This window comes from Paenibacillus sp. F024, assembly GCF_057814255.1.
The window spans coordinates 62,957-75,944 of record NZ_JBVASZ010000003.1; the positions used below are offsets into that span (position 1 = coordinate 62,957).

12 protein-coding genes are annotated in these 12,988 nt (G+C 55.9%); all 12 read left to right on the top strand.

Annotated elements, in window-relative coordinates; genetic code table 11:
• Window positions 1-9 precede the first annotated feature (9 nt).
• The 12 genes from ACZYR9_RS05475 (at window position 10) to ACZYR9_RS05530 (ending at window position 12,978) form a co-directional block, all read left to right on the top strand.
• Complete coding sequence (locus ACZYR9_RS05475) at window positions 10-1,557, top strand: 4-hydroxyphenylacetate 3-hydroxylase N-terminal domain-containing protein (RefSeq protein WP_488977460.1); 1,548 nt, start codon at window positions 10-12, stop codon at window positions 1,555-1,557.
• 27 nt (window positions 1,558-1,584) lie between these two features.
• Window positions 1,585-2,376, top strand: coding sequence for a dioxygenase family protein (locus ACZYR9_RS05480; protein ID WP_488977461.1), 792 nt, complete (start codon window positions 1,585-1,587; stop codon window positions 2,374-2,376).
• A 122-nt stretch (window positions 2,377-2,498) separates the two neighbouring features.
• Entirely contained in the window at window positions 2,499-3,350 is an 852-nt protein-coding gene (locus tag ACZYR9_RS05485; protein ID WP_488977462.1) for a CoA transferase subunit A, read from the top strand.
• Complete coding sequence (locus ACZYR9_RS05490; protein ID WP_488977463.1) at window positions 3,350-4,111, top strand: CoA-transferase subunit beta; 762 nt, start codon at window positions 3,350-3,352, stop codon at window positions 4,109-4,111. The genes ACZYR9_RS05485 and ACZYR9_RS05490 overlap by 1 nt, the downstream gene beginning before the upstream one ends.
• Window positions 4,112-4,160: 49 nt before the next feature.
• Window positions 4,161-5,291, top strand: coding sequence for a muconate/chloromuconate family cycloisomerase (locus tag ACZYR9_RS05495; RefSeq protein ID WP_488977464.1), 1,131 nt, complete (start codon window positions 4,161-4,163; stop codon window positions 5,289-5,291).
• Entirely contained in the window at window positions 5,288-6,487 is a 1,200-nt protein-coding gene (locus ACZYR9_RS05500; protein WP_488977465.1) for a thiolase family protein, read from the top strand. Before ACZYR9_RS05495 ends, ACZYR9_RS05500 begins: the two co-directional genes overlap by 4 nt.
• Window positions 6,488-6,499: 12 nt before the next feature.
• Entirely contained in the window at window positions 6,500-6,973 is a 474-nt protein-coding gene (locus tag ACZYR9_RS05505) for a DUF3237 domain-containing protein (RefSeq protein WP_488977466.1), read from the top strand.
• Window positions 6,974-6,987: 14 nt separating this feature from the next.
• Window positions 6,988-7,833, top strand: a complete 846-nt coding sequence (locus ACZYR9_RS05510; protein ID WP_488977467.1) for an alpha/beta fold hydrolase — start codon at window positions 6,988-6,990, stop codon at window positions 7,831-7,833.
• Between the two features lie 12 nt (window positions 7,834-7,845).
• Complete coding sequence (locus ACZYR9_RS05515; protein WP_488977468.1) at window positions 7,846-8,376, top strand: FAD synthetase; 531 nt, start codon at window positions 7,846-7,848, stop codon at window positions 8,374-8,376.
• A gap of 290 nt (window positions 8,377-8,666) precedes the next feature.
• Entirely contained in the window at window positions 8,667-8,939 is a 273-nt protein-coding gene (locus ACZYR9_RS05520; protein WP_488977469.1) for a heterocycloanthracin/sonorensin family bacteriocin, read from the top strand.
• Between the two features lie 173 nt (window positions 8,940-9,112).
• Window positions 9,113-11,035: a putative thiazole-containing bacteriocin maturation protein gene (locus ACZYR9_RS05525; protein ID WP_488977470.1), complete on the top strand. Its 1,923-nt coding sequence runs from the start codon at window positions 9,113-9,115 to the stop codon at window positions 11,033-11,035.
• A gap of 14 nt (window positions 11,036-11,049) precedes the next feature.
• Window positions 11,050-12,978: a TOMM precursor leader peptide-binding protein gene (locus tag ACZYR9_RS05530; RefSeq protein ID WP_488977595.1), complete on the top strand. Its 1,929-nt coding sequence runs from the start codon at window positions 11,050-11,052 to the stop codon at window positions 12,976-12,978.
• Window positions 12,979-12,988 lie beyond the last annotated feature (10 nt).

Sequence of the window (12,988 nt, forward strand, 5' to 3'; positions counted from 1 at the left end):
GGTTTGGTCATGGCAATCAATCAGCAGCAGCTTACGAAGAGACCGTTTACCGGCAAAGAATACCTGGATAGCTTAAGGGATGGACGTGAAATTTGGCTTCATGGCGAGCGTGTGAAAGATGTAACTACGCATCCGGCATTCCGCAACTCCGCCCGCTCTATTGCGCGATTGTATGACGCGTTGCATGACCCGAAGCTTGCGCCTGTATTAACTACGGCAACCGATACGGGCAACGGCGGATTTACTCAGCGCTTTTTCCGTAATGACAGCACCCCCGAAGAACTGTTGGCTACCCGAAACGCCATTGCGCAATGGGCAAAGCTGACTTACGGACAAATGGGACGCTCCCCGGACTACAAAGCTGCATTTCTCGCGACGCTCGGCGCCAATCCGGATTATTATGCGCCTTATGCGGATAATGCAAGACGGTGGTATAAGGAAGCCCAAGAAAGAAACTGGTTCTTTAACCATGCGATTATCAATCCTCCGGTAGACCGGAACAAGCCGATTGATCAGGTTGGAGACGTATTTGTTCACGCGGTAGGGGAAACGGATAAGGGCATTATTGTAAGCGGTGCCAAGATGGTCGCTACCGGCTCTGCTCTGACGCATTATAACTTCGTAGCCCATTATGGCCCGGTTCCGATTCAGAAAGAAGAATTCGCGCTCGTGTTCGTCGCTCCCATGGATACGCCGGGGGTTAAGCTGATCAGCCGTTCTTCCTACGAAATGAATGCGGCGGTGATGGGCAGCCCATTCGATTATCCGTTAAGCAGCCGTTTTGACGAAAATGATTCCGTCCTTGTATTCGATAATGCCTTGATTCCATGGGAGAACGTGCTCATCTACAAAGACATCGAGAAGGCCAACAGCTTCTTCCCCGAAAGCGGCTTCCTGCACCGTTTTACGTTCCATGGGGTGACCCGTTTGGCGGTCAAGCTTGACTTTATTTCCGGTCTGCTGCTGAAGGCGGTCAAGGTCAACGGAAGCGATACATTCCGTGGCGTCCAGGCGAATGTAGGGGAAGTGCTCGCATGGCGCAGCATGTTCTGGTCGTTGAGCGATGCGATGGCGCTGAATCCTAATCCGGGTCCCAATGGTACGGTGCTGCCGAATTTGAACTATGGTTTGGCTTATCGGGTGTTTATGGCCGAAGGCTGGCCGAAAGTGAAGGGGATTATTGAGAACGTTGTGGCCGGCAGCCTGATTGTGCAGCCATCCAGTGTTCGGGATTTTAATAATCCGGAAGTCAGAAAATATATCGATCAGTTTTATCGCGGCTCCAATGATATAGACGCTGTAGAGAAAATGAAGGTGATTAAGCTGCTGTGGGACGCCATCGGAACGGAGTACGGGGGCAGGCACGAGCTGTACGAACGCAACTACTCCGGCAACCATGAGAACATTCGTCTTGAAAATTACATTGTGGCGGGAATGTCGGGACAAGCGCAGCAATTCGAAAGCTTCGTACAGCAGTGTATGGACGACTACGATTTGAACGGCTGGACGAATCCGACTTGGGTTAATCCGGACGATGTCAGCTATTTCAAAAACTAAAATCGTTAATCTTAGGAGGAATGTGTCATGGCCAAAAACGAGCGCGTGGTTCAAATCTTCGAAGCGTTGTTGGAGAAAACCAAAGAGCTGATCGCAGAGCAGCAAATTACGCACGATGAGTACCGTGAGTTTGCAGGATGGTTTGACCGTTTGGGGCGTTCGGGTGAAATTCCGCTCTTCTTGGACGTGTTTTTTGAAACCCACGTGCTAAGAGGAATGTACGGGGACCTCCCGGGAACCGAGCCTTCCTTGCTGGGACCGTACTATATCGATAATCCGCCGATGCTGCAAAAGCCTTATGTGTTAACACAACGGGAGGACGAGAAGGGAGAGGTGCTGTATTTCTCCGGCACCGTGAAGTCGACTGACGGCAATCCGATTCCCAATACCCTTGTCGATTTGTGGCAGGCGGATGCGAATGGAGACTACTCTCACTTTGCCGAAGGCATACCGGAGTACAACCTGCGCGGCCAGTTTTATACGGATGAGCAGGGCCGCTTTGAAATCCAAACGGTGCTTCCCGCTCCCTATCAAATCCCTACGGGAGGACCGACGGGCGAGTTCTTGGGGATGATCGATTCCCATCCGTACCGGCCGGCGCACCTTCACTTCAAAATTGCGCCTGAAGGGTACGACAAGCTGATCACGCAGGTGTTTTTCGAAGGAGATCCCTGGATCGAAACCGATGTGGCGGACGGAGTCCGTTCCTCGCTGGTGACCAAGCTGACCCAGCATGACGATTCGGCCGATCTGCAGCAAAAAGGGCTGACCCAGCCTTATTTGAGGGGATCGCTCGATTTTGAACTGAGACCGGTGTAGAGGGCAAAGAGGGATGAGGCTTGTTCTGTCGTGAAGTCAACAAGCCTGAGCAGGCTTCATCCCCCGGTTTTACCGATCCTACTCAGGCCATTAATCCTATAGATGATAGGTGGTAAAACAATATGGCACAAATCACGACGTTACGGGAAGCGGTACAGAATTTGGTGCAGGACGGAGAAGCCGTTGCGCTCGAAGGCTTTACTCATTTAATCCCGCATGCGGCAGGGCACGAGCTGATTCGGCAGGGGAAGACGGATCTGACATTAATTCGCCTGACTCCCGATATCGTCTATGACCAGCTCATCGGCATGGGGCTGGCCCAAAGGCTGGTGTTTTCATGGGGCGGCAATCCGGGCGTAGGCTCTCTTCACCGGTTCCGGGATGCGGTCGAGAACCAATGGCCGCGCCCCTTGGACGTCGAGGAGCATACCCACGCCGGCATGGCCGCCCGTTATACGGCCGGAGCCTCAGGGCTGCCGTTTGGGATATTGAAGGGCTATCAAGGCACGGACCTTCTGCCTTATACCAGGAATGTTTCTCTTATTTCCTGCCCGTTCACAGGACAAAAGGTGGCGGCGGTTGCTGCGATCCGGCCGGATACGACCATCGTCCATGCGCAGCAGGCCGACCGCAGCGGGAATGTGCAGATATGGGGAATTGTCGGGATCCAGAAAGAAGCCATGTTCGCGGCGAAGAAGGTGATCGTGACTGTTGAGGAGATCGTGGACAAGATTGAACCGAGGCCGAACTCTGCGTTCATTCCTGCATCCGCCATTGATGCGGTATGCGAGGTGCCGGGCGGCTCTTACCCCTCCTATGCCTTGGGCTATACGAACCGGGACAATGACTTTTATAAAATGTGGGATGACATCAGCAAGGACCGCGGGCGGTTTTTGCATTGGGTGAACAGGCATATTCTCGGCACGAACGATTTTGAGGAATTTCTGATAAGCATGAAGGGGGAGGAAGCCTGATGGAAAATTATACGCCCGACGAAATGATGACCATCGCGGCCGCCCGCCAGCTTCGCAATGGGATTGCTTGTTTTGTCGGCATCGGGCTGCCCAGCGCGGCGGCGAATCTGGCCCGTCATATGCACGCCCCGCAATGTATGCTGATCTATGAATCCGGTACGATTGGCGCCAAGCCCCGAGTGCTTCCGCTCTCCATCGGCGACGACGAGCTGGCTGAAACGGCCGATACGGTAGTCCCTTTGCCGGAAATTTTTCAATATTGGCTGCAGGGAGGACGGGTCGATGTCGGATTTTTGGGCGGAGCGCAAATTGATAGGTACGCCAACTTGAATTCAACCGTCATCGGACCCTACGGTGAGCCTCAAGTTCGTCTGCCGGGTGCGGGCGGGGCTCCCGAAATCGCATCGATGGCCAAGGAAGTATACATCGTGATGCCGCACAAAAAGCGCGCCTTTGTGGAAAACATCGAATTCATTACATCGGCCGGTTATTTGGATGGACGTACCCCCAGGGAGGCGCTCGGCTTTTCGGGCAAGGGTCCTACCGTGGTCATCACCGACTTGTGCTTGCTTCGGCCGGATTCCATGACCAAAGAATTGACGCTGACCGAAATTTATCCCGGCGTGACGGTGGAGCAGGTACAAAACCAAACCGGATGGCAGCTCAAGGTCGCTGAGGAAATTCGGATGGTCGATCCTCCAAGCGCGGAGGAATTATCGGTGCTGCGGGAGCTGAAGGGGCGCAAGCGGGAGGCCAAGTGACGGCGCTGCGGCCTGCGGCCGGCAGCCATAGGTGAAGGAGAGATATGGCTTGAGTACAAAAATCACATCCATGACAACGGAAATCATCGATATTCCGATCAAGCGCCCGCATCAATTTTCGGCAGCGAAAATGGTGGTGAAAAGCTTTCTACTGCTGCGTGTGAATACGAATGAAGGCGTGACCGGCATCGGAGAAGGGACGACTCCGGGAATCTGGTGGAACGGGGAAAGCGTGGAGACGATGAAAACGGTCATCGATCACTACTTTGCCCCTCTGCTTGTCGGAGAAGATCCGTGCCGGATTGAGGCGCTGCTGGCCAGAATGGATAAGCAGGTGCGCGAGAACCTGTTTGCCAAGGCCACGGTGGAAATGGCTCTCTACGACATTGCCGGAAAGCTGGCGAATGTCCCTGTTTATCAGCTGCTCGGGGGATTGGTTCAAGAATCGATTCCTACACGCTGGGCCTTGGCCACAGGCCATGTGGACGAGGATGCGGAAGAAGCGGTGCAGAAAATGGATGCGGGTATCCATCAGGTATTTAAAATCAAGGCCGGTTCCATCCCGCCGGAACAGGATGCGGCCAGGACGGCGGCGGTGGCGGAAAGGCTGAAGGGAAGAACGACGGTCGGCGTCGATCCGAACGGCTGCTGGGATGAAAGAACAATCCTCAAGTGGATGGACCGGTTTCAGGAGGCTCAGCTTGATTTCCTGGAGCAGCCGCTGCCCAAATGGGATTTCGACGGGCTTGCCCGCCTGAAGGCGCTGTCGAAGGTGCCGATCATGGCCGACGAAAGCGCCGGCAGCGTGCAGGACGCTTATCAGCTGGCCAAACGCCATGCAGTCGATATTTTTTCTTTGAAAATTCATAAATCCGGCGGGATGAGCCGGGTAAAGAAAATAGCGGCCATTGCGGAAGCGGCCGGTATCCCGTGCTTTGGCGGGACCTCCCTGGAAAGCTCGATCGGTACGGCGGCGTGCTTGCAGGTGTACTGCACCCTGCCGATTTTGACGGCCGGCTGCGAGCTGTTCGGCCCTGTATGGCTGGCCGATGATATCGCAGCGGAGCCCATTGCCTACCGGGGGGACCGTATCTATGTTCCGCATAAGCCGGGTTTAGGGGTGACATTGGACGAAAACAAGGTTGCCCGTTACCGCCGAGCCGCTGGAGGTCCCTCATGAGAAAAGCCGTAATCATTTCCGCGGTTCGCACGCCTATCGGACGCCATGGGGGCATGCTGGCCTCCGTCCGTCCTGACGATTTGGCGGCTATCGCCATCCGCGCAGCGGTGGAAAAGGCGCAAATCGAACCGGACCGGATAGAAGATGTGATCATGGGCTGCGCCAACCAAGCGGGGGAGGATAATCGCAATGTGGCCCGTATGGGCCTGCTGCTCGCCGGCCTGCCGGTGACGGTTGCAGGGGCGACGGTGAACCGGCTTTGCGGTTCAGGTCTGGAGGCGATCCTGCAGGCGGCCCGAGCGATTAAAGCCGGCGAGGGCGATATCTTTGTTGCGGGCGGCGTGGAAAGCATGAGCCGGGCCCCCTGGGTTGTCCCCAAGCCGGAAACCGCCTACCCGCGGGGAAATATGGACATGTACGATACCACGCTGGGATGGAGATTGATGAACCCCCGGATGGCCGAATTGTTCCCTTTGGAAACGCTGGGGGAAACCGCTGAGAACGTGGCGCAAAGGTATGGCGTGGATCGGCAGGCGCAGGACCGTTTTGCTTACGAGAGCCAGCAAAAGTGGGCGGCAGCCCATGACAAAGGAATCTGGAAGCAGGAAATCGTCGGCGTGGAAGTGGAAGGGAAGAATGGACAAAAGACCGTAATGACCGAGGATGAGCATCCGCGTCCGGGCACGACCCTCGAGAAGCTGTCCGCGTTAAAGCCGGCGTTCCGCCAAGGAGGCACGGTCACCGCCGGCAACTCCTCCGGAATTAATGATGGAGCGGCGGCGCTGGTGATGATGTCGGAAGAGCGGGCGAAGCAGCTGGGCCTTACGCCCATAGCGGAGGTCGTTACGGGAGCGGTTGCGGGTGTAGAGCCGGGTTATATGGGAATCGGACCGGTTCCTGCCACGCGTAAAGCGCTTCAGCGTGCAGGCTGGGCAGCGGAGCAATTGGAGCTGGCGGAGATCAATGAAGCGTTCGCCTCTCAAGCCATCGCATCGGTCCGTGAGCTGGGCCTGGAGCCTTCCATTGTTAATGTGAACGGAGGGGCGATTGCTCTTGGCCACCCGCTCGGCTGCAGCGGAGCGCGGATCGTAACTACGCTGGTCCACGAAATGAGAAGGCGCGGAGCGCGTAAGGGGCTGGCCGCCATGTGTATTGGAGTGGGCCAAGGCATTGCGGCCTGCATCGAAGCAAGATAAGGGGTGGATGGGATGAGCTTGGAGCATATGCACGCTCCGCCGCTGGAGTTTCTGTTCGACCTGAGCGTTGAAGTCGAGGCTCCCTATTTTCCGGGGACAACGCCTTTGGGCACGCGCAGAATTATCCGGGTGTCGGGCGGAAGCTTCGAGGGGCCGCAGCTGAAAGGAGACGTCGTTGCCGGCGGGGACGATTGGATCACCGTTCGGCCGGACGGCTCGATTGTTCAAGACGTGCGGATCCTGCTGCGCACGATGGAAGGTGAACTGATACTCATGACTTATCGGGGGCTGCGCAACGGTCCAAGTTCCGTATTGGAACGGCTGGACCGAAACGAGCCGGTCGATCCTTCGGAATATTATTTTCGGACGGCGCCGGTGTTTGAGACGGCTTCCACAACCTATGATTGGCTCAATCGCAGGATCGCAGTGTCCACCGGCAAGCGTGTTCCTGGCAAAGCGCTGTATTCCGTATATGTGGTCTGTTGACTGGAGGAATGGCCATGAAACGCTACTCTCTAACGATAGGAAGAAAAACCTTCGAAATCGAGGATATCCCCGGGGAAAAAGGAACGATTATCGCTCTTCACGGGCTCACGGGCAATTACAAAAATATGCGTCACTATGCCAACGCTTTGTCCGGAGAGTACCGTTTTATTTCCTACGATCTGCGCGGAAGAGGGAACAGCTCGCCGGCGGATCAGGACACTTCGATCTTTAAACATGCGGACGATCTGCTGGAATTGATAGAAGCCCTGCGTATTGAACAACCGATACTGATGGGCTATTCCATGGGCGGGTACATTTCTGCGATTGCTGCCAGTCAATGCAGGCGGGTAAAAGCTCTCGTCCTGCTGGACGGCGCCGGGAATGCAGGAGTGGAACAGCGTGAGCTGATTGGTCCGTCCTTTAACAGGCTGCGTAAACGATACGCTTCCCGGCAGGCCTACGGCGAGGAGCTGCAGTCGATTTACGGCAGCCTGGGCATTGAATGGAATGCGGCGCTTGCAGAGATTGCCGAGTACGAAACCAAAGAAGAAGCGGGTGCGTATCGGCACAAATCCGAGGCGGAGCAGCTCGCCAAGGATTTCGAAAGCTTTTATTTATTCGATCCGAAAGCCGTTGGCTCCGCCATTGATTGCGATGCCTTCCTGGTCATGGCCAAAGGAAGGCTTGGAGCAAAGTCCCCTCTCTTTGGGGAGGAGGCCTACGACGAAATAAGAGAGCATATTCGGAGTATACAAACGATGACATCGGATTCCAATCATTATACGCTGGTGTTTCAAGAGCAGCCGGACGTCGTGCAGGGCATACGAAGCTTTCTTTCCCGGGCGGCGGCACAAGGGTAACGGAGGGTCCCCATGAACGTATTCCGTAATGATCAGCTTCAACTTAACGGATCTGTTGTCACCATAGGGGCGTTTGATGGGATTCATCGGGGACATCAGGCTTTAATCTCCAAGGCGATGGAGCGGTCCCGCTATCATCGTGTTCCTTGTGTCGTATACACCTTTGATCCGCCTCCCCGGGCCTTTTTTCAGAATCATATGGTATTAACGCCTTGGCCGGAGAAAGCCCGGTTCTTGGATGAGCTTGGAGTGGACTACGCCATCGTGGCGGGCTTTGATGAGTATTACGCCTCGAGGAGTACGGATGCTTTTATTCATGAGCTTAAAGAGCTGCAGCCTTTAGAGATATGGGTCGGACCCGATTTTCAATTCGGCAGGGCCAAAAGCGGCAGCACAGCGGATTTGTCGCGTCATTTTGCAACCTTTGAAGAGCCCTTCTTGCGCTGCGAAGAAGGCGAAATTATCTCCTCCAGCCGCATTCGCCGCTTGCTGCATCTTCAGCAAACGGAAGAAGCCTATTCCCTGTTAGGCAGAAAATTATAGGAAGGGCCGACACGGCATGGCGGAACCTCAAAAGAGCAGCACCTTGATCAACGGCACATGGATGCCGGTTTAACAATAATCCCAGGTAAATGGAAGAACGGTCTTGTCCCAAGAATAAATCGGACAAGGGCCGTTTTTTTGTGTGGTTATAAATAGGCATTTGAAGCAGTAACAAGAGCGGATGATTCAACATAAATTATTTTGTCAAGGGAGAACGGCCTAAGGCATGAAGGATGTTCTCATCCCGGCCGCCGTATTCCTGTAGAAATGATCTAACGGAGGGTGTAAATATGGATGAGTTTAAAAAGGATATTCAACATTTGCAGGTTGCCGAATTCAAGGCCGGTGAGGTAACGCCCTGGGACCAGCAGGCACAGTACGAGAGTGCCCGCTTGTGTATCGGCTTCGGAGTCTGCGGCGGGTTTGGCCGCTGCTTCGGACCTTGTGCCGGATTCTGTGGAGGGTTTTGTGCTGGGGTCTGCGGCGGATTTTGCGGTGGGTTTCGCTGTGGAGGATTTTGTGGAGGCTGTGCTCGCTGCGGAGGCTGCGCCCGCTGCTTCTAGCTTCCTCTTGGAAGGCGATGGTGGAAAAGAAGATGAGGCAGCGAGCCCCTGCAGCCGTATCCCGGCTGGCAGGGGCTTTTTCGACAGCATCAGGCATGAGGGACAAATAGCCGTACATAAGATGAGAGTGAAAGTGAGGGCTTTAAAAGCTGTTCGCGGTAAGGAGGAGTGAAATGACAAAGCTGAATCCTTCTATGCGTCTGAAGGTAAAAGGGGATACTTTTTTCATCCCCGATTCAAACGGCGGCGTGTATTTCCGCAATAATTCAGGCTCGTTTCGAATGGAAGGCACTGGGGTTGACCAATGGGTTTCCAAGCTGCTCCCGGTTTTGGACGGCCGGCACTCTCTGGAGGAGCTGACCGATGGATTGCCGGACGAATACCGAAACCGGGTGGTTGAAATCGCAGAAAAGCTGTATACCAACGGTTTCGTACGCGTTATGGAAGACCTTCCGCATCAATTGCCGGATCCGATTCTTCAAAAATATGCCTCTCAAATTGAATTTTTGAACAGCTTTGGCGGCTCGGGGGCGTACCGTTTTCAGACCTGCCGTCAGGCCAACGTGTTGGCGGTCGGCTCGGGCCCATGGCTGGTTTCGTTGGCGTCGGCCTTGCTCGAATCCGGGCTGCCCAGATTCCAAGTCCTGATCACGGACACGGTTCCCACCAACCGGCAGCGGTTGGCGGAGCTTGCGGCCCATGCTTGCAAAACAGATCCTGAGGTGACGGTAGAGGAGCTTTCCCTGCCGAAGGAGGGAGTAAGCTCTTGGCGGGAGATTGTGGGGCTGTTTGATTCGGTGTTGTATGTCTCTCAGGAGGGTGATCTGAAGGAGCTTCGTGCGCTTCATGCGGCATGCAGAGAGGAAAAGAAAAGATTTCTCCCTGCTGTTGGCCTGCAGCAGATGGGGCTGGCCGGTCCGCTGGTACATCCGGACTCTAATGCCTGCTGGGAATCGGCTTGGCGCCGCATCCACCAATCGGCTTTGGATAAAGCTCGGTCGCTGCCTTCCGTTTCTTCTACAGCGGGAGCGATGCTTGCCAATGTCATCGTATTTGAGTGGTTCAAAAAGGCGGCGGGCTTGGGGGAATCGGACCAAAGCAATAAAGTTTTCCTGCTGGATCAGGACACATTAGAAGGCTGCTGGCATTCGTTCATCCCCCATCCGCTGGTGGCCGGACATGCAGGGGTCCGAAGCATCAACGCTCATGAGCTGCGTTTGGACGAGAGTCCGGAAGGAGGGGATTCGAACGAGCTGCTGACTTACTTCAGCTTGTTAACCTCGGCGGAATCGGGGATTTTTCATTTGTGGGAGGAAGGGGATTTGAAGCAGCTTCCGCTTGCCCAATGCCGGGTTCAAGCCGTCGACCCGCTGTCGGAAGGACCGGCCGGGCTGCTGCCGGATCAGATATGCACGGGGCTGACACATGTAGAGGCAAGGCGGGAAGCGGGCTTGGCCGGAATGGAGGCCTATGTGTCATCCATGGCAGACGTGCTCGTACCGCATGAATGGATCGGTATCGGAGCGGGGGAAACGGTCGCGGAGGGCGTTTGCCGCGGACTGCACCGATGCTTGACCGAGGAGCTGGGGAAGCGTCAAGGGAAACAGAAACAGCCGCCTTCGGTTCGCCGGGTCATGTTGAATGCGGTGGAGGATGAACGCTGCCGATTTTACCTGCAGGCACTGACCACGATGCAGGGTGTGCCCCTGATCGGTTGGGGAGAGGAGGTATCCGGCTTCCCCGTGGCTTGGGTCGGTACAAACGGCCGCTGGTATGGCAGTGCAGGCTTGAACATGACCCTGGCGCTCAGGCAGGCGCTTCAACAGGCGCTGCTGAAAGCCCAGAACCCCAAGGCCTGCTTTACGACGCAGCCGCTGGAAGCTCCGTCCGTGCATTGGACGGATGCACAAACGCAAAGTCTTGACATCCCAGCATGTGAGGGGAGGATGCAGAGGGAGACGCTCGAGTCCGCCCTGCAAATCTTAGCCCGCAACCGCAGGCGGCCTGTCATTTTTGATCTCGCGGTGGAGCCGTTTATGAAAGAAAAATTGGCGGGCGTGTTCGGCGTGGCTTTACGAGAGGAGGAATCCCGGTGAGCGGCGCTGTCGTAATGATTGTGGGAGAAGGGCTGTTGGCGGATATGGTTTACTTTGAGCTGTCCGCTCAATACGAGGTCGTTCGTCGGGCCGATGTCAAAACGGGAATACCGAAAGCGGCGGATTTGGTTCTGGTGCTGCACGACGGATGGCATCCGCTGGCTCATTACGAAGCGGAAGAGGTGCTGCAAGAGACAGGCATCCCTTGGCTGCGCGGCTTCGTTTCCTTTGGCGAGGCCATCATTGGACCGTTGGTTCGGCCAGGCGAGCCGGGATGCTCCCAGTGTGCCGATTTTCGGTATCTGATGGCAGGGCGCGACCGCAAGGAGATGTGGGGACTGCGGCAAATGCTGGCCGGGCAAGGGGGGATGCCGCGTGATGCATGGTCGTCGCGTTCGGGGCTTTTGCAGGCGGCGTACCTGCTTGCGGCGGAGGCGGACCGGGTGCTGCAGGGCATCCGCTGCGGCTTGGAGGAAAGAGTGGCGCTGATCAATCTTCAAACGCTGAAGAGCTCACGTCACTTGTTTTTGCCTGACCCGCAGTGCGCGGTTTGCGCCCGATGGTCCGACGATTCGCCGGAAGCGGCCCGAATATCGCTTGGGCCCAGTCCTAAAATCGACGCCGACAGCTACCGCTGCCGTCCGATCGAAGACTTGAGGACATTTTTGGTCAAGGACTATTTGGATTACCGTACCGGCTTGATGAACGGGAAAATGCATGATTTGGTGTCGCCGTTTGCCGATGTGAGCGTAAATCTGCCGTTGTTCTCGCAGGACGAGGCATGCGGAGGCAGGACTCACTCCTATGCCGGCAGCGAACTGACCGGCCTGATGGAGGGCTTGGAGCGGTACTGCGGCGTGGCGCCCCGCGGTAAACGGACGGTAGTCCGCGACAGCCTCCGCCGTCTCGGGGATCAAGCGATGGATCCCGTCAAGGTCGGAGTTCACGATAAGGAGCAGTATGCGCGGCCCGGATTTCCTTTCAAGCCGTTTGATCCCGACCGGCCCATCGATTGGGTATGGGGCTATTCCTTCGGGCGAGAACGGCCGATTCTGGTTCCGGAGCTGCTTGCTTATTACAGCCTGGGGTGCGGGGAAAAATTTGTTCATGAAACGTCCAACGGATGCGCATTGGGAGGAAGTCTGGAGGAAGCCATTTTCTACGGGATCATGGAAGTGGTGGAGCGCGATTCGTTTCTTTTGACCTGGTATGCGCAGCTGCGTCTTCCCCGGCTTGATCTGTCTTCGGCCGCCGACGGGGAACTGCAGCTGATGATCGAACGTTTGCGGGCGGTAGCGGGATTTGACGTCGCTGTATTTAACGCTACGATGGAAAACGGAATCCCAAGCGTATGGGCGCTTGCGAAGAATAGAAAACCTAACGGAGTGAATCTGATCTGTGCGGCCGGGGCTCATCCGGATCCGATACGGGCGGTGAAAGGAGCGGTTCATGAGCTGTCGGGCATGATGATGACGCTGGATGAGAAATTTGAAGCGAATCGGCGGGAGACTGAGCAGATGCTCCTCGATCCGTTTCGGGTACGGCATATGGAGGACCATTCTATGCTGTACAGCCTGCCTCAAGCGGAAGAACGCCTGCGGTTTTTGCTGGATGAGGATCGTCCGCTGCGGACCTTTGAGGAAGAGTTCAAGCCGAAGGCGGGGCATGCGGATTTGACCGATGAGCTGAGGGACATTCTCCAGATCTTTCGCGGCTTGAATCTGGATGTGATCGTGGTGGATCAGACGGCGCCGGAGTTACGGCGAAACGGATTGTACTGTGTGAAGGTATTGATTCCAGGCATGCTGCCTATGACTTTCGGTCATCATCTTTCCCGTTTGACCGGGCTGGAACGGGTATTCACCGTGCCTGCGGAGCTGGGCTATGCCAAGCAGCCTCTGACGCCGGAACTGCTCAATACGCATCCGCATCCGTTTCCATAACCCGCAGCGA